At 63.4% G+C, this 22,344-nt stretch carries 20 protein-coding genes; 10 read left to right on the top strand and 10 right to left on the bottom strand.

Features of this window, described 5'->3' with window-relative positions:
- Window positions 1-353: 353 nt before the first annotated feature.
- From LN996_RS19725 to LN996_RS19735, 3 genes are all read left to right on the top strand, one after another.
- Complete coding sequence (locus tag LN996_RS19725) at window positions 354-1,424, top strand: FUSC family protein (protein ID WP_231342228.1); 1,071 nt, start codon at window positions 354-356, stop codon at window positions 1,422-1,424.
- A gap of 115 nt (window positions 1,425-1,539) precedes the next feature.
- Window positions 1,540-1,920 (top strand): hypothetical protein, encoded by a 381-nt coding sequence (locus LN996_RS19730; protein ID WP_231342229.1) that lies wholly within the window; start codon window positions 1,540-1,542, stop codon window positions 1,918-1,920.
- A gap of 67 nt (window positions 1,921-1,987) precedes the next feature.
- The gene (locus LN996_RS19735; protein ID WP_159708952.1) at window positions 1,988-2,248 is read left to right on the top strand and encodes a GlsB/YeaQ/YmgE family stress response membrane protein; all 261 of its coding nucleotides are present in this window, start codon (window positions 1,988-1,990) and stop codon (window positions 2,246-2,248) included.
- Between the two features lie 70 nt (window positions 2,249-2,318).
- Here LN996_RS19735 and LN996_RS23830 read toward each other — a convergent pair whose 3' ends face one another.
- From LN996_RS23830 to LN996_RS19760, 5 genes are all read right to left on the bottom strand, one after another.
- A complete protein-coding gene (locus LN996_RS23830) occupies window positions 2,319-2,609 on the bottom strand; it encodes an SHOCT domain-containing protein (protein ID WP_231342232.1) in 291 nt (96 codons plus the stop codon).
- 29 nt (window positions 2,610-2,638) lie between these two features.
- Complete coding sequence (locus tag LN996_RS19745) at window positions 2,639-4,150, bottom strand: M17 family metallopeptidase (protein WP_231342234.1); 1,512 nt, start codon at window positions 4,148-4,150, stop codon at window positions 2,639-2,641.
- Window positions 4,147-5,865 carry an MFS transporter gene (locus LN996_RS19750; RefSeq protein ID WP_231342235.1) on the bottom strand — a complete coding sequence of 573 codons (1,719 nt, stop codon included), beginning with the start codon at window positions 5,863-5,865 and terminating at the stop codon, window positions 4,147-4,149. The genes LN996_RS19745 and LN996_RS19750 overlap by 4 nt, the downstream gene beginning before the upstream one ends.
- Window positions 5,866-5,910: 45 nt before the next feature.
- Entirely contained in the window at window positions 5,911-7,716 is a 1,806-nt protein-coding gene (locus LN996_RS19755) for an SLC13 family permease (RefSeq protein ID WP_231342241.1), read from the bottom strand.
- Between the two features lie 116 nt (window positions 7,717-7,832).
- On the bottom strand, window positions 7,833-10,469 hold the full coding sequence (locus LN996_RS19760) for a LuxR C-terminal-related transcriptional regulator (RefSeq protein WP_231342245.1): 2,637 nt from the start codon (window positions 10,467-10,469) through the stop codon (window positions 7,833-7,835).
- Between the two features lie 128 nt (window positions 10,470-10,597).
- Between LN996_RS19760 and LN996_RS19765 the strand changes: the two genes are divergently transcribed.
- Entirely contained in the window at window positions 10,598-11,194 is a 597-nt protein-coding gene (locus LN996_RS19765; RefSeq protein WP_231342247.1) for a DedA family protein, read from the top strand.
- 52 nt (window positions 11,195-11,246) lie between these two features.
- Here LN996_RS19765 and cls read toward each other — a convergent pair whose 3' ends face one another.
- Genes cls through LN996_RS19780 form a run of 3 tightly spaced genes read right to left on the bottom strand, consistent with a single transcriptional unit; the run spans window position 11,247 to window position 14,206 of the window.
- Window positions 11,247-12,713, bottom strand: a complete 1,467-nt coding sequence (cls, locus tag LN996_RS19770; protein WP_231342250.1) for a cardiolipin synthase — start codon at window positions 12,711-12,713, stop codon at window positions 11,247-11,249.
- Between the two features lie 6 nt (window positions 12,714-12,719).
- On the bottom strand, window positions 12,720-13,784 hold the full coding sequence (locus LN996_RS19775; protein WP_231342254.1) for an AI-2E family transporter: 1,065 nt from the start codon (window positions 13,782-13,784) through the stop codon (window positions 12,720-12,722).
- Window positions 13,785-13,828: 44 nt separating this feature from the next.
- On the bottom strand, window positions 13,829-14,206 hold the full coding sequence (locus tag LN996_RS19780; protein WP_231342255.1) for an SHOCT domain-containing protein: 378 nt from the start codon (window positions 14,204-14,206) through the stop codon (window positions 13,829-13,831).
- A gap of 295 nt (window positions 14,207-14,501) precedes the next feature.
- Here LN996_RS19780 and LN996_RS19785 point away from each other — a divergent pair, with 295 nt between their 5' ends.
- Window positions 14,502-15,737 carry a hypothetical protein gene (locus LN996_RS19785; protein WP_231342258.1) on the top strand — a complete coding sequence of 412 codons (1,236 nt, stop codon included), beginning with the start codon at window positions 14,502-14,504 and terminating at the stop codon, window positions 15,735-15,737.
- An 18-nt stretch (window positions 15,738-15,755) separates the two neighbouring features.
- On the opposite strand, the gene LN996_RS19790 is transcribed toward LN996_RS19785, so the two are convergent.
- Complete coding sequence (locus tag LN996_RS19790) at window positions 15,756-16,511, bottom strand: ZIP family metal transporter (protein WP_231342262.1); 756 nt, start codon at window positions 16,509-16,511, stop codon at window positions 15,756-15,758.
- A gap of 215 nt (window positions 16,512-16,726) precedes the next feature.
- Here LN996_RS19790 and LN996_RS19795 point away from each other — a divergent pair, with 215 nt between their 5' ends.
- The 3 genes from LN996_RS19795 (at window position 16,727) to LN996_RS19805 (ending at window position 18,711) form a co-directional block, all read left to right on the top strand.
- Window positions 16,727-17,332, top strand: coding sequence for a TasA family protein (locus LN996_RS19795; RefSeq protein WP_231342263.1), 606 nt, complete (start codon window positions 16,727-16,729; stop codon window positions 17,330-17,332).
- Between the two features lie 217 nt (window positions 17,333-17,549).
- The gene (locus LN996_RS19800) at window positions 17,550-18,293 is read left to right on the top strand and encodes a signal peptidase I (RefSeq protein ID WP_231342265.1); all 744 of its coding nucleotides are present in this window, start codon (window positions 17,550-17,552) and stop codon (window positions 18,291-18,293) included.
- Window positions 18,286-18,711 carry an Hpt domain-containing protein gene (locus LN996_RS19805; RefSeq protein WP_231342269.1) on the top strand — a complete coding sequence of 142 codons (426 nt, stop codon included), beginning with the start codon at window positions 18,286-18,288 and terminating at the stop codon, window positions 18,709-18,711. Before LN996_RS19800 ends, LN996_RS19805 begins: the two co-directional genes overlap by 8 nt.
- Here the strand turns inward: LN996_RS19805 and LN996_RS19810 are convergent.
- Window positions 18,708-19,976: an aromatic acid/H+ symport family MFS transporter gene (locus LN996_RS19810; RefSeq protein ID WP_231342271.1), complete on the bottom strand. Its 1,269-nt coding sequence runs from the start codon at window positions 19,974-19,976 to the stop codon at window positions 18,708-18,710. The genes LN996_RS19805 and LN996_RS19810 overlap by 4 nt on opposite strands.
- 164 nt (window positions 19,977-20,140) lie before the next feature.
- Here LN996_RS19810 and LN996_RS19815 point away from each other — a divergent pair, with 164 nt between their 5' ends.
- Both LN996_RS19815 and LN996_RS19820 read left to right on the top strand, forming a co-directional pair.
- Complete coding sequence (locus LN996_RS19815) at window positions 20,141-20,881, top strand: IclR family transcriptional regulator (RefSeq protein ID WP_231342274.1); 741 nt, start codon at window positions 20,141-20,143, stop codon at window positions 20,879-20,881.
- Between the two features lie 118 nt (window positions 20,882-20,999).
- Window positions 21,000-22,187: a 4-hydroxybenzoate 3-monooxygenase gene (locus tag LN996_RS19820; protein ID WP_231342276.1), complete on the top strand. Its 1,188-nt coding sequence runs from the start codon at window positions 21,000-21,002 to the stop codon at window positions 22,185-22,187.
- Window positions 22,188-22,344 lie beyond the last annotated feature (157 nt).

The raw sequence follows: 22,344 nt of genomic DNA on the forward strand, positions 1-22,344 counted from the left end.
GAAGGGCTGGGAAATCCCGGCCGCCCTGGCCCACATCGAGTCCTCCGGCACCACCCGCCAGGAAGCCTCCACCATCCTCGCCGCCCACAGCTAGGCACCGCTCCACCACCCTCAGCGTCACCTGCTTGCCGCGCCTTGCCGCGAAGTGCGTTGAAAGCCAACAGCAGCTGAAGGGGATCCTGCGGGATTGCGAGGGCGCGGGCATTCCTGAGGTGTATGCAGCTAACATCCGTGATTCGAGGCACTATCTGTACGCAATTCCGGAGTAGCCCGGATCCCGGAGCGTAACGTTGGAAGCGGACGCCAGTGCCGCCGTCGTACGTTTGATCCTGCGACGAAAGGCGAGACGCCCCTTGAAGGCTGTAGCGGAAATGTTCACGATGGGCCCTGGAAACAAGGACCACCATCCCGCCCTCCGCTGCGCAGTAGGTGTATTTGTCCCGCTGATTACGTTGACGCTGATCGGTCGACTGGACCTGGCAGTGTTTGCCTCGTTCGGTGCCTTCACCGGAATTTACGGCCGAAACGAACCACATAGCGTCCGTTTCCGCAGCCAGTTGCGCGCCGGCGGCTTCATGCTTTTCATCATCCTTCTGGCCACCCTCATGGCCCGCTTTGCGCAGGGCGCGGGCATGGAAGGTGCCGCATATTCGTGGCTTTTGACGGCTGCGACCACCGTGGTGGCCGGCGGCTGCTCCGTGGTGGTGGCTGCCTGGCGGCTACGTCCCGGCGGCTCCCTCTTTCATATCTTTGCCTTTGCCGCCATCGCTTCCATTGCCGCCCAGCCACCCCTCTGGGAAGCAATGCTGGTGTCGGTACTCACCACAGGGTTCTGCCTGCTGATTGGCATGTCCTCACGCGTGGTCAAGAGTCATCGGACGCCGTGGAAGCGGCCACCCCGGATCCGGCACACCGCAGCCGAACGCCGCGCGATCTGGCTCGAAGGCGGGGGCTACCTTGTGGCGGCCGGTCTTGCGGGTACCATCGCGACGCTGGTGGGGGAGCGGCTCGGGTTCGGGCACACCTACTGGGCCATGGTTGCGGCCGTGGTCCCATTGGTGGGTCATTCGACGCGCTACCGCGTGAGCCGCGGCATCCAAAGAATTGCCGGCACGGTGATCGGGCTGGTCCTGCTCGCCGGCATTCTGTGGCTCAACCCCGCGCCCTGGGCGATGGTCATGGTGATCGCGGCATGCCAGTTCGGCGCGGAGATGTTCATCGCCCGGCAGTACTTGGTGGCGCAGGTATTCGTGACTCCGCTCGCATTGATTGCCACGCTGTTGGCGGCGCCGGTTGACCCTGGTTTGCTTCTCCGGGACCGCATCATCGAGACCGTCATTGGTGCCGCCGTCGGCGTGGCCGTGGTGGTGGCTCCTGCGGCATGGCGGCGGCTGCGGGCGGGCCGGGCAACAAGGGTTCGTTGACCCGACGCCGATCCCGGTCGCCACGCCGATGCCCATGCCCTCGGTTTGGACAAATTGATAAGTACACGTATAACTAGTTACCCAAGATACTTACTAGCGAATGTGTGGAAAGACGATGACGGTTGCGCTGCAGGAACCAAGCTCCGCACTCACGGAAACAGTCCATGCCCGGGGTCCCGTGCACTGCGGTTCACGGATGGCCATCTCCGCCAGCCCCACGCACGACTCCATGAAGTGGGTCTCCGTGGAGCCAATCTGGCCCGAGTGGGCCTGTGGATGCGGCTTTCGGATGGACATTGATGCGCTGGATCCCGTGAGCGGCGTGTGGATTGCCGCGCTGCGCCGCCAGAGCCTGCAGCACGAACTTGCCATCGCGCAGAACACCTTGGAGCTGGCCTTCAAGAAGGCAGTGGATGCAGGTATCGAACCTCACGCACTGGCCGAGGCCGCGGGGGTGCCGGCGGGGGACGTCGAATCCCTCCTGCGGCAACACTGACCTGACCTGCGGCTGTCCGCGCTGATCGCGGGGCCGTGAAGACACCGGAAAGAAAGAGGGAACAAAAATGGGAATCATCGGTTGGATCGTTTTGGGCTTGATTGCTGGAGCCATCGCCAAGGCCATTAAGCCTGGCAACCAGGGCGGCGGCTGGATCGCTACGCTGCTGCTCGGCATCGTCGGCGCCGTCCTGGGTGGATGGATCGGCAGCGCCCTCTTCAACGTGGGCATCAACCAGTTCTGGTCGCTGTCCACGTGGCTGCTGGCAATCGGCGGCTCACTGATCGTCCTCATCATCTGGGGACTGCTCACGCGCAAGAAGGCCTAACCGCCTGAATGCCAAGAGGCCTCGACGCTGCTGCGTCGGGGCCTCTTCGCTGTCTTCAAGCAGGCGACAATCAGCGTGCCAGGATCTTCGCCTTCTGCGCCTGGAACTCTTTGTCACTGAGGACGCCGGCGCTTTTCAGCTCCCCGAGCTGCTTGAGTTGGGCGAGCATGTGATCGGTGGGATCGACGACGGCGGCCGGTGCAGCCGGCGGCACTGGCAGATACGCGGGCGGCGGCTGGTTGCCGGCTGCCGCGGCTGCAGCAGCATCCTCGGCGGCAAAGCGTTGTTGTTGCCTGCGTTGCGTGCGGCCAAGGATCGAACCGACGACGGCGGCACGGCCCGCGGTCCTGAATAGACCCACAGTGGACTCCCTTCGCTGGGTGTTTCGGGTTATTCGGCTGAATAGCCGAGGGCGAGGTCGATCAGGAGGCGTGCGCCGAAGCCGGTGGCTCCCTTGCTTCGCCACGCATCGTCCTTGTCCGACTGCATGGTGCCCGCGATGTCGATGTGCGCCCACGGGGTTTCGCCCACAAACTCGGCCAGGAACAGGGCGGCCGTGGTGGAGCCTGCATACGGGCCACCGAGATTGGAAATATCCGCGATGTCAGAATCCAGCTGGGGACGGTAGGCCCGTTCCAACGGAAGCTGCCACAGCTGCTCGTCCGCACGGCCGCCCGACTCGAGGACGAGGTCAACCAACCGCTGATCGTTTCCGAACACCGGAGCAGTGAGCTGCCCCAGCGACATCAGGGCGGCGCCCGTGAGCGTGGCGATATCAACGATGCCGTCCACGCCGTCCTCGACCGCAAGCGTCAGGGCATCGCACATCACCAGGCGTCCTTCGGCGTCGGTGTTCTTCACCTCGATGGTGAGTCCGCTGCGGGTGGTGAGGACGTCCCCCAACTTGTAGGCCGAGCCGGAAGGCATGTTGTCCGTGCACATCAGGAATCCCGTGACGGAGGCTTTGCAGCCGAGGTCGCGCAGGGCGGTGAAGACGGCCAGGACTGCCGCAGCTCCGCCCATGTCCATCTTCATCAGCAGGTGCATGGGGTCGCTGGGTTTGAGGCTGACACCGCCGGAATCGTACATGATGCCCTTGCCCACCAGGCCGAGGTGGCCCGTGGGAGATCCCCCGGGTTGGTACGTCAGCTTGATCATCCGGGGCTCCTGGGCGCTGCCGGCGTTGACGCCAAGGAGCCCGCCGCAGCGGAGGTCGATGAGCTGTTGCTTGCCGAACTCCTCAACCCCAAAACCGAACCGGTTCCCCAGCTCTTTCGCCGCCGAAGCCAAGCCGGCCGCGGTCAAGTGGCTCGGCGGCGCATTGCACAGGTCCCGGGCAATAGTGGTGGCGCGCACCTTCACCCGGCCCGTCGCCACGCCTCGTTCAGCGGCCGCAGTGTCTACCCCCGGAGCAAGGAACTGCACTTCGGCAAGTGGGCTTCCCTTTGCTTTGCTCTTGAGCGTCTCGTAGTTGTAGCGGGCCAACAGCACGCCCTCGGCCAGCACCTGGCCCAGTCGCTCGGCATCCATCCCCGCCGTGTCGGAGAGCTCGAAGCCGATCCGCGAGTGCCTCTGGGTTGCCCGGACCAAGGTGGCCGCCGCCTTACGCCAGCCGTCGGAATCCAAGGAGCCCGGTTTCCCACCGCCGACAGCCACCACCAGCGTGCCCGAAGCATTTGCCAGCTGCAGGCTAGTCCCGGGCTTGCCGTCAAAGCCTGCGCTCTCCAGGGTTTCGCGGTGCAGGCCAACGGACGCCGGAACGTCACCCTCCGAGGGGACCAGCACGCCGATCGCATCGAGGTTGCCGAAGCCGTCCACGAAGTGCAACTCCGGCTCTGTTCCGCCGAGGGAAGGAACGGGTGAGAAGTCTTCCGCGATCAATTTGTAGGGTTCGTGATTCACCGTTTCGCCTGTTCTTTGGGAGTGGGATGCGCTGTGACGGCCTGGTCGGCCGGAAGGCTTGGCTCGGGGATGGCATCGGGATCGTCGGGTTCGAGCTGTTCGGGCAGGTCGCCCTTCATACGGCCGGGCATGCGGCCCGCTGGAACAATCGCCAGCAGGGCAAGGCCGGACAACCCCAGAAGGGAGATTTGCAGGGCCCGGAGTCGTGCCTCGGCGTTGACTTCCGTCGCGGCGGCCAGCTCCGAGGGGCTGCTCACCCTGTCCCCGATGGCCGCCTCCACTTGCGCATTGGTCATGAAGTCGGCGTCGTTGATGCTCACCTTCGATATCAGTTCTTGGGACACTTCCGGATGCGCGGCGGCGCCGCTGGCTATCAGCGAGGAAAGCATGCCGACGGCGAACGCACTCGCCACCGCGATGCCAACGCTGCCCGAAAGGTTGTGCACCAGGCCGCGCCACGCACCGACGTCGCCGGCCAACTCACGGGGCACAGCGCTGAGGAGTGTGTTGAACACCAAAGCGACGATCGCGCCCTGCCCGAGTCCCAGCAGGATCAGGCCCAGCACCACAAAGAGCTGCCCCCAGTCGTTCCGGATGGTGAAGGCGAGCAGGACCAGCGCGCCGGCCACCACCACGAAGCCGGCTTGCGCGATGGTCCTTGGCGGGAACTTTTCATACAGGAATGCCACGAAAGTGCTCGCGAGGAAGATGGACAAGGTGTAGGGAATGATCGAGAACGACGTCTCAATGCCGGAGCGGCCCTGCACGATCTGCATGTACAGGGGGATCAGGAAATTGGCGGCCGTTCCCACGAACAACATGGTGGCCATGCAGGCAGTGACCGCGAGCTCGGAGCTGGAGGCCAGCACCCTCAGGTCAAAGATGCGGGGCAGTTTGGCATCCTGGCGCTTCCGCACCCACATGAAGAACACCTGTCCCGCGATGGCCCCGAGGAGGATCAGGAGTGGTGCCGGCGAGAGACCCAAAATGTCGAAGGGTGCCTGCGGGGTGGCAAACCACGTGCCCCAAGCGGAGAGGCCGCTGAAGCCGAAGCTCAAAAAGATGATGGCCACGGCGGCAATGATGGAGCCGGTCCAATCGATCTTCAGCTGGGTTTGCGCCGGGACGGACTTGAGCTTGAAGCTCAGCAGCAGGTTGATGGCTCCGAGGACCACCATCAGGCCGAACGAATACCGCCATCCGATGGTGGTGGCGAACCAGCCGGCAATCAGCAGTGCCAGCACGCCAGCCGCGGGGATGGCCGCAGCCAGGAGCCCGATGGCTTTTGCCTGCTGCTGGTCCTTGTAGTTGGTGGCGATGAAAACCGTGAGGGCGGGGGCGATCAGCGCAATGACGGCGCCCGAGGAGGCCTGGGCTATGAAGAGCATCGTGGGACTTAGGCTGAGCGCCACACCCGCCATGGCGGCGGCATGGATGGCGACGGCGATTTGGAACACCTTGCGCGTTCCGAAACGGGCGCCGAGCTTCGCTCCCAAAAGGATAAAGGCCGCCATCGAGAACGTGCCGGCAGTGATGGCCGTGCCCACGGAGGTTGCTGCCGTGTCCAGGTCCGTGGTGATGCCCTGCATTGAGACGGTCAATGCGTTCACGGCGAACGATGCCTGGATCTGGGTGAGGACCACCACGATCAAAGGCAGCCAGGAGGCCGCTTTGACGGTAGGTGGTGTCGTTTGGGTGGTGTGGTCACTGGCCATGTCTGCTCCTGGTTGCTCTGGTGGTTGCATGGGATTTCTTGGTGGCTAGGCCTGAAGTGGCCAGAACACGGGAACCAGCAGGATGGCCACGGCCGCGTACAGTGCCATGATGGCCAGGCCAAACTTCCAGTAGTCGCCAAACCTGTAGCCGGCCGGTTGCATGATCATCATGTTGGCCGGCGTCGCCACCGGTGTCAGCAGGGCCGCGGATGAGGCCACCGAGACGCACATCAGCACCGCGTACGGGTTGATGGATGACTCCTGGGCCACCGAAAGGGCGATCGGGATGATGATCAAGGCGGTGGCGGTGTTGCTGATGAGCTGACCCAGCACGGCGGTGACCACGAAGAGCCCAACAAGGAGCAGCAAGTGCCCGCCGTTCCCTACTACAGACACCATGCCCTCAGCGAGGATCTCAGCGGTACCCGTCGACGTGATGGCCGTGGACAGCGGAATCATGCCGGCCACCAGGATGAGGGTGGTCCATGCCATGGACTGGTGTGCCTGTTTTACCGTGACAACCCGCAGCACCACCATGGCCAGCGCGGCCAACAGTGCGGCAATGGGGGCTGGCACAATGTTGGTGGCCAGTAGGACCACCATCACCCCGAGGACTATGAGGGCCGGCGTCGCTCGCGGTCCCAACGGGACTGTCTGGCGGCGGATGGTGTCCGGCGAGTCCACCAGCAGCACATTGTGGTCCAGGGTGTGCTGGTCCAGCGCAGACCAAGTCCCCTGCAACAGGAGCCTGTCACCGGCGGTAACACGTGAGCGTCCAGAGGATTCCGGTTCGCCCGGATGCTGATGGGCCAGCACCACCAAGGCACCGCTGTCAGTCACCATGCCGGGGTACGCCTCGGTGCCGACGAGGTTGGAACGCGGTGCGACCACCACCTCGGCCACGCCGTAACTGCTGCTGATGAGTCCGCAGGTCGCATCGTCGTCCTGCATGAGGCCGTGCTTGGCCGCGAAGGCGTCAATGATTGGTTGACCGCCACGCACCACAATCTCATCGCCCGGCTCGAATGTCCCGTTCGTGGACTGTTTGCCGTCCGGTCCTTGCACGCTGATGAGGTGCAGGTGGCCGCCGTCGTCATCATCTTCCTGGATGCAGGCAACCGGCTGGCCCACCAGCACTGAACCGGACGGAATGGTGAGCCTGCTCAGTCCGTCCTCACCCAGGTAGTGGGTCATGAGGGTCTTGCCGTGGGAACCCAGGTCCTTGGGAAGGGCTTCGGGGGTGCGGCTGGGCAGCAGGGAAGGGCCAAGCCAGAGAGCCAGTCCGATGGTGCCGAGGAGCAGCGGCAGTCCAACCAGCCCGAACTCGAAGAACCCGATCCCCGTCCCCGTAGTGTCCAGGGCCGCGTTGAGGATCAGGATGTTCACCGGTGAGCCGGTGAGTATCAGCAGGGAGCCGGCGTGGGCCGCGAAAGCCATGGGCATGAGGAGCTCCGAAGGCCTGCGACCCAGCCGGACTGCGAGCACGACAACCATGGGCAGCAAGGCCGCAACAGCTCCATTGACGCTGATGAGAGCCGTCAAAAGGGCCGTCAGGACCATCATCAACACCATGAGCCGGGTCCGGCTGGTCCCCGAAAACCTGATGAGCAGGCTCCCGAGCCACGTGGTGACTCCTGCGGCGTCGATAGCCTCCGCCACGACGAACAACGCGGCGATCAACACCACCGTCCCGCTCCCGAAGCCGGCGAATGTGTCCTCAAGGCCAACGATGCCGGTGCCGTATAAGGCCAACGCTGCTCCCAGCGCTACGACCTCCACCGGCAAGCGGTTCCAGACGAACGCGGCGATCACCACGACGAGCACCAGCAACGTGACGACGACGTCTGTCATGTGTGCCTTCGGCAAATCCCCGAGTCTTCTGCCAGCATGCTTTCAGACTAGATCCGGGTTAATGCCGCAGGGTCACCCCAATCGGGTGAGTGATGGGCGTCTTCCGAGGTCACGGCCTACGGTAAGTGGCCGAATTTGTAGGCGGCGGCCACAGCGTCATGGCGCGATCCGGCCCCGAGCTTGGAGTAGATGATCCTTATGTGCGTCTTGACCGTGTTGACGGACAGATGGAGCTCCGAGGCCATCTGTTCCTGCGACAAGTGTGATGGAAGAAGGGTGAGGACCTCCCGTTCCCGCGGAGTCAGCAGCGGTGCCCGCCTGGCATCGGCGGGGGACCGCAACGCCAACAGTTTCTTGGCGAGTTCCTCTTGGGGGCCGTGTGCTCCCGCCCGTTCCACCAGCAGGTCGATGACCTCCTGGGGGGCGATGGCCAAGGGCCGGATCACGCCAAGTTCCTCGGCTTTGCCCAGTGCGTCCTCCAGGAGCTTTCCGGCAAGTGTCCGCCGGCCTGTGCGGATGGCCATGGAGCATTCCAGGACGTTCACGTGAAGCCACGTCCATTCCAGGAGGGGCGCCACCACGCCGGTGTGCAGTGGACGGAGGCGTTCCGTGGCGGCATCGAAGCGGCTGATGCCGGCTGGGCCCTGGGCGCGCAGCAGGCACAATTCGCCCGTACCCGGGATAAGCTCCTCAGCCCATTCCAGGACCTCGCGTGCCCGCTCGGCATGCCCCAAGGCAAGGGCGGCAGTATGTTCGATGACCGCTACGAAGGCTGCCATCGGTTGGGCGAACAGATGGTCCTGGCCGATGCGCAGCCGTGCTTGCCGCATGCCATCCAAGGAGTGGCGCCTGTCCCCCGTATCCAGATGGGCGCACGCGGTGACCAGTTCCAAGGTGGAGCGCATCGCGGCGCCGACTCCTTTGGAGGAGGACCCCAGTTGTCCAAGTTCGGCAGCGCCCGCCGCCGCAAACTTCAGGGCCGCGGCGGGTTCGGCTGCCAGGAGTGCGGCCGAGGCGTGCATGAGGGCGCCAACCGACCGGCCAGCTCCCCCCGACCACGCGTGTGCGGGTAGTTTCTCCTCAGCCTGCCGCAGATATTCGCCGGCACGGCGGAGTTGGCCTCGCATGGAGGAGATGCCTGCCAGCTTGAGGTACACCTTGCCGGCAAGATAGCTGTTGCCTGCTTCGGTGGCTTCGATCAGTGCTTCCGTGGCTTCGTTCTCGGCAGTCCCGTAATTCTGTTCGGCAACAGCGGCGGTGAGCGCAACCATTCTCGCTTCAATCCGGATGTCGCTCTGCCGCGACAAAGGGAGGTCGGCATAGTCGCTGGTGGCCGTGGGGTGGCGGTTCTCCCATTCACCGCTGAACCAGGACAGGCGGGCTTCTGCCAATGCCCGCAGTTCACGGAGATCAGGCGGTGCATCGTCTACCCAATAGCGGTTCGCGGCGGCCAGGTACCGTGCAGCCGTGGTGGGCTGGCGGCTTTCCACATGCGCCAATGCCGCAACCACGCAGAGCTTGGGGCTTGCCGCCAGGATGGAATCCGGCAGCACGGCAATGGCCCGCCGGACCAGGGTGACCCCGCCCGAGCCCAGGAGTGCGGCTCCGTGCCGCCCGAGGATTGCGCCGACCAACCCGTAGTCGGCTGAGTCCATAGCGTGCCTGAGCGCAGCTTCGGGTTCACCTGCCAGCTCGTGCCACTGTGCGGCGATCCGGTTCAGTCGAAGGAGTTCGTCAGGGTCCCTCCGGGCAAGTTCCGCCCGGAAATACGCGCGGATCAGGGGGCGAACCAAAAAGACCTTTCGTCCACTCCCCGCAGATTCCACCAGGTCACGGTCATCGCCAAGGACGGCCAGGACATTCCCGGCATGTCGGTGGCCAGCGAGGGCGTTGGCTTGGGCAGCGACCAGGACCCGGCACACGCAGGTACTGGACAGCACGTCCCGCTCTTCCCCGGAAAGTGTACGGACGACTTCGTGGCCCAGGTATTCGGCGAGTTCCCGGTTGTTGCCCGCGATGTCGCCTAAAGGCATGTCCGGATCGGCTGAACCTCGGAGCGCACGCAGCGCAAGGACCACGCACGCGGGCCAGCCTGCAGTCTGCCGGAACACCTCGCCCAGTTGCTGCGTTCCCAGCAAAGTGATGGTCCTTGCCGCGAGTGAGTTGATCTCGTCCAAGGAGAAGGCGAGATCGTTTGAGTGAAGTTCCAGGATCCGGCCGCTGAGCCGGGCAGGCCCTGGATCAACGGCAGTGCTGACGCGCGTGGCCAGGATCAATTGGAAGGCCGGCCCTGCGTGGTTCAGCAGGGCCGGCATCCAATGATTGAGTTCATCCGCAGGGAATTGATCGATTCCGTCGATGACGAGGCGGATGGTGGTTCCCGCGGCGGCCAATTGTTCAGCCAGGCCGTGAATGACTTCCGCGGCATTCTTCTCGGCTCCCGAAAATCCACTGAGCGCACCGTGGGGTATGGCGCAGCACTGACGCAGTGCCTGAAGCACTGCAGGCCACAAGGCTGGGAATTCCAGCCGGTCCTGGTTGACCCAGGCGACGGCGTCCGTTTGCCCGGAGAGCCATTGTGTAAGGAGTACCGTTTTGCCGTACCCGGCGGGGGCACACAGGAGGACGACGTCCCGTGCGGCGTTGAGTTTTGCCACAAGGCGGGTTCGAGCCAGCAGGTCCAAAGGCGGCTTGGGCACCGCGATCAGCTTGGGGCTCAAGAGGTCCGGGCGGGTACCACCTTGGTCGTCCACTCCTTCAGTGTAGGGGCGGGGCATCGAGGATTCACCCAGTAAGGGCGATCCGCGCGGCGGCCAATGGGCGTAAGGATTGTGGTGGCCGCCGTGAGACGCTTGGGCGAGGCCCGGAAAGGGGTTTCACCGTGCAAGCTTTCAAAGACATCATGAGCGCCGCCGATTCCGGGTGGGTCTACCCGCTCGGGGCGATCTTTGTGGCGTTCTCGGCAATCTTCCCTCCCATTCCCACGACGTCCTTGTTCGTGGCCTTGGGGGCCCTGTCAGCAACCGACAACCTTCCCAACGGGTACCTCCTGGTGGCCGCGATGCTGGCGGGAGCAGTAGCAGGTGACCTGGGCGCCTATGAACTGGTCCGGCGTCGGGACATGGCCAACTGGAGGATTCTTCAGGGCCCCCGCACGCAGAAGGCGTTGCATGCCTCCCGGGAAAGGCTGTCCAAGCACGCTGCCTCATGGGTTCTGACGTCCCGGTTCGTCCCGCTCGGGCGCCTCACCATGAACGTTGCCAGTGCCATTACGCCGGTGCCGCGGGGCAGGTTTGTGCTCTACTCGATGGCCGCGGGCATCCTGTGGTCAGCGTATTCCGTGGGCATTGGTGCCCTGTCCGGGCTGTTGCCGGGGCTGTCCACGGAGTTCGCGGTGGTCATCGCCATTGCGTTCTCGCTGCTGCTGGGCCGGGGTATCAGTGCCGCCGTGACCTGGTACCTGCAGCTGGATGACTGACTTAACCCGATCGTGCTATGTGAGGAGCCCGTGTTATTGCAGGGATCCCGTGTCATTGCAGGGATGACGTGAGCCGGGCAAGGTTGTCCAGCGCAACGTGACCCACAGGACGTCGCAACCAGTCCTCCAACAGCAACTCCGTGCTTGCCGCACGGTAGCTGTCTTCGACCGCCCGCATCCGGTCCACGATGGATCGCCCGTGAACCAGCACCGAGACCTCCATGTTGAGGCTGAACGAGCGGACGTCCATATTGCTCGAGCCAATGACGGCTACGTCGTCGTCAATGGTGAAGTGTTTTGCGTGCAGGACCTGCGGGGCCCGGTACAGGTAGATGCGGACCCCGGCCCGCAGCAGGACCTCATAATAGGAACGCTGGGCGTGGTAGACCATGGCTTGGTCACCCACCTCCGAGACGAAGAGCTCAACGCTCAATCCCCTTGACGCGGCGGTGATGATGGCCAGCTGGATTGCTTCGTCGGGCACGAAATACGGGCTGGTGATGCTGACGCGATGCTCGGCCTTGTAGATGAGGGTGGTGTAGAGCTTGAGGTTGGTGTCGTTATCGAAGCTGGGACCGCTGGGCAGGACCTGGGCGTCAATGAGCTCGGGCTCGGAGCCAAGGATCACAGGAGAGGTATCCAACGGCAGCAGGGTCTCGGACTCGCTGTACCAATCGGTGACGAACACCGCGTTGAGTTCCCGCACCGCGGGACCTTCCAGACGCACCATCAGTTCGTGCCACCGAAGGCCGCGCCGGATGTTCCGCTTCTTGTTGTAGGAAGCGTCGATAAGGTTTTGGGAGCCCGTGTAGCCCACCCTTCCGTCCACAACCACCAATTTCCGGTGATTGCGGAGATCCGGGCGTTGCCATTGTCCTTTGAACGGGCGCAGGGGCAGCATGGCGTGCCATTCGGCCCCCATCCCATCAAAAGCCTGCAGCATGTCACGGTATTTGGGGTCACCCACCGCGGCCAGGTGGTCGAAGAGGACCCTGACTGTGACGCCCCTCTTGCACGCCCTCTCCATGGCCGCGAAGAACGGAGCCGTGGTGGGGTCCAACGCAAGAATGTAGAACTCCACATGCACGTACTCTTCAGCGGCGTCCATGTCCGCGATCATGCGGTCGAAGCTCCCGTTGTAGTCCTCCAGCAACTCGGCCCGGTTGCCGCCCACCATGGGCAGCGCGCCGAGCCTGAGATTAAGTTCGACGGCGGAGCGCAGCCAGGCGGGCCAGTCGTCACTGTGGCTGACTGCTGAGAGGCCAGGGGTGCGTCCGAGCATGAGCTCGTTGACGGCGCGCTGTTTTTCCCGTCTGGCCTTGGGGAGCTTGCCGCGGCCCACCAGAAGGAACGCCATCATGCCGAGGTACGGAATGAAGATGATCGCCAGCACCCAGGCAATGGCGGAGGACGGCCTTCGGTTTGCCGAGACCATCACTGCGGCGATTGATCCGAGCACAATGTGGAGTGCCAACAAGATCAAGGCGACGGCATCGGCGTCGTGCAGTAGTCCTTGCATGCTGCGCTACTTGGCGTTCTGCTGCGGTATGACCACCTTTTTGATGATCAGCAGAATCGATGCCGTGGTGGGGCAGGCGATCAACGCTCCAAGGAGCCCCAGCAGGGTCCCGCCCACCATCGCGCCGATGAGCACCAAGGAACCCGGGATGCTGATGGCTTTCCCCACCACCCGTGGCGTCAGGACGTAGGCCTCCACTTGCATATAGACCAACATGACAAGGAAAACCACCAACGCCGTAGCCGGAGACGTGAAAAGTGAAACCACCGTGATGATTGCCGTGCTGATAGCGCTGCCCACCAACGGTATGAGCGTGATGGGGAAGGCCAGGACCGCGAGAACAGCCGCGTACCTCACTCCGGCAACAGATAAGACAATGAAGGTGAAGATCGCATTGAGCAAGGCGAGAATTGACATGCCGCTCAGGTATTTACCCACCGAAGCGATAATTGTCTCGGATATATCCGCGAATGATTCCCTGCGGGAGGCCGGAACCAGCGCGTAGAGGCTGGATTTCATGACCTCGTGCCCGGCCACGAAATAGAGCGTCAGGACCACCACGAAGATGACGGCGAAGGTGCCATTCACCACGTTGTAACCCACCTGCACAGCGCCGCCGCCAATTGCGAGCCATACGTTCGGATCCGCGGCCGACGTTTCCAGCCATTCCAGCAAGGGGGTCAGTGCCCCGCCAAGCGACCCATCAAAGTCCTGGAACCATTCCTGTTCGCCCACCGCATCGAAGCTGGATGGCAGCAACCGGACCAGGGCAGCGCCTTCCTCCACCAGGATGGGAACCACAAAACGGATGAGAATGGCCACCACCACAAGGAAACCAACCGCGACAGCAAGCACGGCGCCGGCGCGCGAGAGTTTCAGGCGTTCCAGCCAGCGGACCAAAGGGTAGAGCCCCAGCGAGATGAACAGTGCTGCAAAGATCAACGTCAGCGAATACCGCAGGGTGATGACCGCGGAGCCCAAAGCCAAGGCAACAAGAACGCCCAAGGCTGCTATGAGGCCGAATCGGAACGGTCCGCCTTCCAACAACGGGAATGCCTTCAATCGCGTCATGCGGTCCCTTTCGGCCGTGCGTGGGTAGCAGACCGTAGCCCGGATCAGGACAAAGCGATCTCCTTCAGGCGAGCGTACTCCGCCTCGGTAATATCGCCAGCGGCAAGCAGCGCTTTGGCTGCTTCGATTTGCTGGGTGGCCGAAGGGGCCCCGGCCACGTCACGGATGTAATTCTCGGCCTCTTCAACAGATTCCCGGACCCGCATTTCGCTCCGCAAAGCCATGCCCTTGCCACGCATGATCACGTAAATCAATGCGGAGACAAAGGGGGCGATGAACAGGCACAAAATCCACAATGCTTTGACACCGCCGTTGAGGGCCTTGTCGCGGAGGAGATCGGAAATGATCTGAAAGAGGAGGATCAAATAGGCAATGAAGAAAAAAGCAACAATGATGCTCCACAACGATTCCAAGAAGTTCATGGTGTCTTTCCCATCGTTCGTTCGGCCCGGGGCTGGCCCGTCGTCATCCCGCAAGGGACCCGTTCCCCTGCGGGGCCACAACACCATTTTCGATTCGGCTGCTCCCTCTTGCCTATGCCCGCGCTGGAACCGCAGCGATTGGACAGAAAGATCACCTACTAAGGGTGAGTGGAGTGGGTTGGGGAATTGAAAGTCCGGCGGTCACAAATTCCCCGTAACGACGCGGTTGCAGGCGGTTGTGAACTGTCCGTTACGCTGCTCAAAGCCACGCCACACCGCACGCTTAGGGCCACCAATGACGCACTCTTCCATAGCCAGGACCACTGCCGACCCCACCGTTATCCGACCGCTGGAACCAACGCCCAAACATAGCGTGGCCGCCGTCGCTCTCGGGGCTTTCGGCATGGTGGTTATCGTCGGCCTGTTTGCACTGTGCCTGCACATCCTCGCTCAACACTCACCGCGGGTCGGCCCGGTCTATGCCGGGTGGCCGGAGGCCGTCATGGACTCGCCGATGGCTGGCTTTCGCTGGTTTCTGGGAGACATGACCGAGCCCTTGTTCTTCGCGTCCGATCTCGCAGCACTCGGCCTGCTGGCAGGGGCGGCACTGGCGTGGTTTGCCGGCCGCCGGAGGAAAGGATGGGCTGGCTCGCTGACCTATGGGACCGGGCTCTGGCCCTGGGTGCTGGCGTCTGCGTCGCTGAGTCTGTTGCTGTCCAATCTGGCATTCGGTTGGATGCTCGACGACGGGTGGCAACCAACGTTCGTTCCTTTTGTTTGCGTCGCGCCTGCCATGGTCCTTGTCTATGGGCCCGGTTGGAAGACCTGCCTGACAGCTGCGATTCTCGGAGCAAGCACCACCACACCTTTGGCGTTGCTGCTCATTCCCATCGTGTCCACGCCGTTTGGCCTGCCCGTTGTCGTGGCGAACGTCCTCGCGATGTCCGTCGGTTCTGTCGTGTCATTCATCGTGGCCCGGCAACTGCCATGGCTTGCCCTGCGGGAGCCGCACCAACCCGCACGAGAGGACCAACCGCCGTCGGGCGCTAACCTGACTTTCCGCAACGACGCCCTGTGGGCCGCCCGGCGGATCCTCAAGGACTTCACGGAAACGCATTTCTTCGCCAACGAACTCGCCAGCATAGGCGTGATCCTGGGCGTCGCGGCGGCGTTCGTGCTGAACCCGGGGTTGCCGTCGTATGGCTCCAACCTGCTGCCCCACATACTGTTCGCCCAGGCGCTGACGTCGGCAATCGGCGTCGTCCTCTGGCAGCGCTGGTACCGCGGCGGAGGGTGGGCAGCTACCTATGCTTCCGTGGTATCCGTGGCCCCTGCTGCCGTGCTCGCTTACGGAGGTTCGTGGAGCGCGATAGTCGGCGGGGCCGTGCTGGGAGCGATCCTCGCACCGCCCATCGCCAGGGCAGTTTCCGCCCGGCTGCCGGCCGGTTTTCATCCGGTGATCGGCAACACGGCAGCCATGGCGGTCTCGACGGCGGCTGCCTTGCCGCTGTTGGGGCTGCTTCCGCACTAGCTGCTGTGGGCGGGAGCGCTAGCCTCCGACGTGATGGATGGTGAAGGCGCTCAGGAAGCCGACAGCGGCGGTGAGTCCCGTGAGGTTGTGATGCTCTTCGAAGGCCTCGGGGATCATGGTGTCGGCAAGCATGGCAAGGATTCCGCCTGCAGCGATGGCGGTGATGAACGCAATCACGGTCTCGGGGGCGTTCTCCAAGGCGGTGTAGCCGATCAGGGCAGCGAGTCCGCTGAAAACTGCGATGCCGATCCATGTTCCAAAAACGTACGCGGGGCTTCGTCCGGCTTTCTTCATGCCGGCTGTACTGGAAAGGCCCTCCGGGACGTTGGAGATGAAGACGGCTGCCAGCATCGCCGGGCTCACAGCCCCGCCAGCGAGGAGCCCGATGCCAAGGACCACCGATTCGGGAATGCCGTCAATCAGTGCTCCGACGGCGATGGCAGTTCCGCTGCCTGGCGTGTCCTTCTCGGAGGGTTGGGGCCCGCTGGAGCGCTTTCGATGTTTGGCCCCGGCGCGCGCCAGCAGAACGTTCGAGCCCACAAAGATCAAGGCACCCACGAGGAAGCCAAGGATGGTGGGGACCAATCCGCCGCCTTGGACAGCCTCGTCCACGAGTTCAAAGGCAAGGGCGGAGATCAGGACGCCGGCGCCGAAGGCCATCACCGTGGAAACAATCTTGGGCGGGACTTTCCACAGCCAGGCGATACCGGCTCCGAGGACAAGGGCTCCGCCGGCCAGTGTTCCCCATAGCAGGGCTTGCAACCACATTGGCATTTATTGCGCCCTCTCATTGGCCTTCACGTGCACCATGCAGTGTTTCATATGGGGCTGGTGGGGCTTTGGTGAGTCTTGAGTTTTTCCTGAGGAAGTGTTGCGGGTTTGCAGGATTGGTTCTTGATCCTGGCCCGGCACAGTAGTTCTTGTCAGCCAGAGAGGCTGAGAAGACGGCCGGCCGAACACGGTGGCCACCCGAAAGGAAACCGATTCAGATGGCCATCACCCTCAAGACCACCTCCGGCAAGATCCTCGCCTCCGTCGCACTGGTCGGCACCGCAGCCGCCGTCGCCGGCATGGGCACCTACGGCGCGTTCACCTCCTCCACCTCCGCCTCCCAGGCCGTCACCGCAGGAACCGTCACCATCGCCCTGGGCACCGGAGCCTCCAACACATTGAACGTCCCGGTCGCCGGCCTGCTGCCCGGCGACAAGGTCGAAAAGCTCGTCACTCTGGCCAACACCGGCAACTCGGACCTGAACAACGTCACCCTCACCACCTCCGCCGGCGCCACCGGATCCCTGCTCACCACCGACGTGACCAACGGCCTGCAACTGAGCATCGAAAACTGCTCCGTCGCCTGGACCGGCACCGCAGCCCCCTACAGCTGCGCCGGCACCAAAACCACCGTCCTGGCCAACGGCCCCGTGATCGCAGCAAACAAGGTCCTGAACAACCTGACCTCCCTGACCTCGGCCAAAACCGACAACCTCAAGGTCACCACCGCGTTGCCCGCCACCGCGAACAACGACTTCCAGGGCGCCACCTCCACCGTCGGATTCTCCTTCACCGGCACCCAACGCACCGAAACCACCAAGTAAGCACCACCTGAAACTCCGGAGGCCGGCCGTTACGCCCTTTACGGCCGGGCCTCCGGTCACCAGCCCCGCCGGGCCTGGTCGGGCGCCCCCCTGCCCGATCAGGTCCGCCGGTATTTTTCCTGAGCCAGACTTGAGGATTTCCGGTAGGAAAGCCTGAGCCAGCTCACGCAGACTCTTTTACAGAAGTCGATCAACACTCGGAAGGAACGCCAGGACAATGAGCACCCTCACCAGCACCAACGGACCAGCTCTCCACGGCCGGCGTTCCGCCTCGAAGCCCGCCGCCGCAACCGCGACCGCATCCGCAGTCGTCGAGACCGCCGTCGTCGAGACCGCAACCGAGTCTGTCGCTGTGAAGCAGCCCGCAGCGGCCCCCACGTTCACCAAAGCCGGAGCCTTCCGCCGGGTTGCCGGGACGGCTGTGAAGTTCATCGGCATCGGCGCGCTGGTCCTCGCGGCCTTGGCATTCGTCCTGCTGGCGATTGGGCCGCGCGTCTTCGGATACCAGACCTCCACCATGCTGACCGGTTCCATGGTGCCCCTGATCAACCCGGGCGACGTCGTCGTGACCGTCCCAACACCCATCACGGACGTCAAAGTGGGCGACATCATCACATACCACATCCCCGTGGAGGACCAGCGGGTAGAGACCCACCGCATCACCGAGATCACCGCCACCGCCGACGGCGGCGTAGCCGTCCAGACCAAAGGTGACGCCAACAACGGCATCGACCCCTGGATCGCCACCCTCGAAGGCAAAACCGTGGACAAGCAGGTCGCCACCATCCCCTACGTCGGCAACGCCATCCGCGCCCTCCGCGAACCCATGGTCATGAACATCCTGATGTACGGTGCACCGGCCATCCTGGTCATCGGAATGCTCGCCTCCATCTGGACCAAGGACCCCAACAAGTCAGCCCCGGAAGGCGCCGCACAGCCCCAGGCAGCAAGCGGTGACTGACGAAGCAGATCCGGTCCAGGCGCCGGAGCCATCCGTCCTGGAACCGTGCAGGCTGCAATCGCTGGCTGACGAGTTGGGAGACTCCACGCCGGCCATCCGTTTCCTCTCCACGTACCTGTCCATGTTGCCTGGCCGGATCCTGAGGATCTCCAACGGCCTGTGCAGGCACGATCCCGACGCGAGCATGGATGCGGTCCTGAGCTTGAAGATTTCCTCGGCCATGGTTGGAGCTTTGGAAACAGAGAACCAATGCCGGGCCATGGAAACGATGATCCGCGAGGACCACTTCGATTCAGCAGTCCAGGCGCTCCCGGAGCTTCAGAAATCCACCGACCGCTGCTTCGCGGCGGGGCCGCAGCTGCTCTCGAAGGCGCAGGAGTCCTTGTGCAAGCGCCCGCAGGTTTGGCCGAAAGGTTAGCGGTCCGCCGGCACGGTTGTATCGGCGGCTTTGACCTCGTGCGGCACCAGGAACAGTGCGGCCACCGCCAGTAGGCCGGCGGCGGCGAACACGTAGAAGCCGGCAGGATAGGCGATATTCGCGGCCACCAAGGTTCCCGTCACGGCAGGACCAACGATTGCGCCCAACCTGCCAACACCTGCTGCGAAGCCCAAGGCGGTTCCGCGGAGCCTGGCCGGGAACAACTGGCTGACCCAGGCGTAAACCAAAACCTGGGAGCTGAACACGAAGACTCCGGTGACGAACACAGCCGCGTTCAGGAGGATTTCGTTCTGGATCTTGACGCTGAGGATGGCCAGCAGGACCGCTGACAAGCCGAACCACACCAGCACGATCTTCTTGGTCCCATGTTTGTCTGCCAGGATTCCGGCCAGGAACAGCCCCGCCACGGCGCCAACGTTCAGGACCAGCAACAGAGTCAGTCCGGTGCTCACGGGATATCCGGCAGCTGCCATCAGCTGCGGCAGCCACGTGTTCAGCCCATAGACCAGCAGCAGCCCCATGAACGACGCGATGCCAATGCCAACAGCCACCATGGGGTACGGCTTCTGCAGGAGGTCGCGGAATCCTGTCTTTTGTTTGGTGCCGGCGGAATGCTCGACGGCGGGGGTTGCCTTCGCGGGTTCGCCCGCCTTGGCCGGGGCTGCCTCGGGCAGGGACTCGGGCAGCTTTGCCCACAGGAATGGCAACAGCACCAGCCCGGCAACGCCGCCGATGATGAACATGAGCCGCCAGTTGGGAACGATGAAAATGGCCAGCAGGGCCGTGGCCACGGCGCCCACGTGGTACCCGGTCATGGTCCGGGTGGTGGACTTGCCGGCTGATCCGGCCGGGGCGTAGTCGTTCATATATGCCAAAGCGGCAGGGAGGCATGCGCCAAGCCCCAAGCCCGCAAGCAGGCGGAGAATCGAAAAGACTGCGACATTCGGAGCGAAGGCAACGCCGATGGTGAACAGCGAGAAGCCTGCCACGCAGGCGATCAAGAGTCTTCGGCGGCCGAACTTGTCCGAGAGCGGCGCGATGAAGAGCGCACCCAAACCCACACCTACCAGGGAGATAGTGGCCGCGAAAGTAGCTCCCACGGCGTCGAATCCAAGTTCGCCGGTCTTGATAAGCGTGGGAATGACGGTGCCCAGGACCACGAGATCGAAGCCGTCCAGGACCATGGCCAGCCAACAGAGCCAAACAGGCCATTGGGAGCGGCGGGCAGATGGCATCGTTGGCATGGCGTCCTCGGCACTTCTTCTGTGGTTGGTCCCAACCAAAGAACGTTCGGTCGGTTATGAGAGTTGTATCACCGCCCGATGTAGCGTGGCACACGTTCTACCATTGAATGGAAGGTGCCCACCGGTGCCGGTAACAACTGGTGCCGGAAACAAAGGAGAGCGTCGTGGCCAACTCTGCGTCCGGTGATTCCGTGGTGGATCGCGTCGTGCGGGTGATCGAGGCTTTCCCGGAGGGAGTGACGTCCCTGCAGTTGACGGAGTTGGCCGACCGCGCAGGGCTCCCGCTGTCCTCGGCGCATCGACTGGTCCGTCAACTCTCCGAGCATGGGTTGTTGGATCTTGGCGCCGGCGGGACGGTCCGCCTGGGCTTGAGGTTGTGGGAACTGGTCAACCGCAATTCGCCCACGTTGGCCCTCCGCCAAGCGGCGATGCCGTTTATGGAGGACATACAGCAGGTCCTGAACCAGAACGTGAACCTCGCTGTGCTCGATGGCTGGGAAGCGCTCTTTGTGGAGCGACTTTCCCGGAGGGGATCGGTGGCCAACAGGGCGCGGATCGCCGGGCGGATGCCGGTCCACATTTCCTCTGCGGGACTGGCCTTGATGTCCCACCAGTCGCGTGAGCTGCAGGCGGAGTACCTCGAACAATTCGAAGATCCGACCGGAAAGGTGACTGCCGACGTCGTACGTCATTTCCTGGCGGAAGCGGCCCAGCACGGCTACGCACAACTCGCGGGCGTGGTGGATCCGGATACGTGGGGCATCGCTGTTCCCGTGGTGAATGGGAAGCGCCGTACTGTGGCGGCCCTCGGTGTTGTTGTCCCGCTGGCGGAGATGCGGTTGCAGGCGCTTGTCCCGGCGCTTCAAACAGCTGCGAGGGGAATCGGCCGACAACTCGGCGACTGAATCCAACTTCCGTTCAACGGAATGCGTGTAACGCCAATCACCCGCTGCGGGCCACACTGATTTCAGATTCATCCCGCTTCCGAGCAAGCCGGGATCCGCAACGAAGCGAGGAACAACCATGGCACGCACACCGATCACCACCCAAGTCGCCATCATGGGCGCAGGCCCCGCAGGCCTCATGCTCTCCCATTTGCTGGCCAAGCAGGGCATCGAGTCCGTAGTGGTGGAAATCCGCAGCCGCAAGGACATCCAGGAGACTGTCCGCGCCGGCATCCTCGAGCACGGCACCGTGAACCTGTTGGTGGATTCCGGCGTGTCCGATCGTGTACTGCGCGAAGGCGACCGGCACGATGGCATCGAGTTGCGGTTCAACGGCGAAAGCCACCGCATCAACTTCAAGGAACTCGTGGGCGAATCAGTGTGGCTGTACCCACAGACCGACGTGTTCATGGATCTCGCCGCGAAACGCGAGGCCGACGGCGGCGACGTCCGCTACAGCGTCACGGACACCACGGTGCATGACCTCGAAGGCAAGCCGAAAGTCTGGTTCACTGACGCGGACGGCCAGGACTTTGAAATCCAGGCCGACTTCCTGGTGGGTGCTGACGGATCCCGCAGCCACTGCCGCTTCCAGATTCCCGAAGCCAACCGCAAGTGGTACTTCCACGAGTACCCCTTCGCTTGGTTCGGTATCCTCGCCGAAGCCCCACGCAGCGCCGACGAACTGATCTACGCCAACTCCGAAAACGGCTTCGCACTGATCAGCCAGCGCACCGAAACCGTTCAGCGCATGTATTTCCAGTGCGACCCCAAGGAAAACGTGGCCGAATGGGATGACGAACGCATCTGGACGGAGTTCCGGAAGCGCGTCAATGGCAATGGGTTTGAGCTCAAAGAGGGGCCCGTCCTGGAAAAGATGGTCCTCCCGTTCCGCAGTTTCGTACACACACCCATGCGCCACGGCAACCTCTTCCTGGCCGGCGACGCCGCGCACACAGTGCCGCCCACGGGAGCCAAGGGCCTCAACCTGGCGATCCACGACGTCAAAGTCCTCTTCGAGGGGCTCGATTCCTTCTACTCGAATGGCTCCACTGCGCTTCTTGATTCCTACAGCGACCGCGCCCTGGACCGTGTGTGGAAGGCCCAGCACTTCTCGTACTGGATGACGTCCATGCTGCACACCGTTCCCGGGGCCGACGACTTCGACCGCGCACGCCAGCTCGGCGAGCTGCACTCCGTGGTCACTTCCGAGCACGCCAAGGCTTACCTCGCGGAGTCGTACACGGGCTGGCCGACGTCGCGCTAAGTTCGGCACCGGCTTGCCATCTTGACCAGCACGCCAGCGCCCAAATCCCTACGTGATCGGGGTCTGCTTCAGGCGCGCCCGGGAACAGGGCCCTTCATGTTCTGTGGGGTGTGTGGTGGTGGTTGCGTCGGGGTGTTTGTTGGGGGTCGATGTGGGG

The organism is Arthrobacter sp. AK01 (assembly GCF_021109375.1).
Classification (GTDB): domain Bacteria; phylum Actinomycetota; class Actinomycetes; order Actinomycetales; family Micrococcaceae; genus Arthrobacter.

Coding starts and splice junctions, on each gene's coding strand:
- LN996_RS19730 (WP_231342229.1), top strand. CDS start 1,540: ATGACGGTTGCGCTGCAGGAACCAAGCTCCGCACTCACGGAAACAGTC.
- LN996_RS19735 (WP_159708952.1), top strand. CDS start 1,988: ATGGGAATCATCGGTTGGATCGTTTTGGGCTTGATTGCTGGAGCCATC.
- LN996_RS19750 (WP_231342235.1), bottom strand. CDS start 5,865: ATGGCCAGTGACCACACCACCCAAACGACACCACCTACCGTCAAAGCG.
- LN996_RS19755 (WP_231342241.1), bottom strand. CDS start 7,716: ATGACAGACGTCGTCGTCACGTTGCTGGTGCTCGTCGTGGTGATCGCC.
- cls (WP_231342250.1), bottom strand. CDS start 12,713: ATGCAAGGACTACTGCACGACGCCGATGCCGTCGCCTTGATCTTGTTG.
- LN996_RS19775 (WP_231342254.1), bottom strand. CDS start 13,784: ATGACGCGATTGAAGGCATTCCCGTTGTTGGAAGGCGGACCGTTCCGA.
- LN996_RS19780 (WP_231342255.1), bottom strand. CDS start 14,206: ATGAACTTCTTGGAATCGTTGTGGAGCATCATTGTTGCTTTTTTCTTC.
- LN996_RS19785 (WP_231342258.1), top strand. CDS start 14,502: ATGACGCACTCTTCCATAGCCAGGACCACTGCCGACCCCACCGTTATC.
- LN996_RS19790 (WP_231342262.1), bottom strand. CDS start 16,511: ATGCCAATGTGGTTGCAAGCCCTGCTATGGGGAACACTGGCCGGCGGA.
- LN996_RS19795 (WP_231342263.1), top strand. CDS start 16,727: ATGGCCATCACCCTCAAGACCACCTCCGGCAAGATCCTCGCCTCCGTC.
- LN996_RS19800 (WP_231342265.1), top strand. CDS start 17,550: ATGAGCACCCTCACCAGCACCAACGGACCAGCTCTCCACGGCCGGCGT.
- LN996_RS19810 (WP_231342271.1), bottom strand. CDS start 19,976: ATGCCAACGATGCCATCTGCCCGCCGCTCCCAATGGCCTGTTTGGCTC.
- LN996_RS19820 (WP_231342276.1), top strand. CDS start 21,000: ATGGCACGCACACCGATCACCACCCAAGTCGCCATCATGGGCGCAGGC.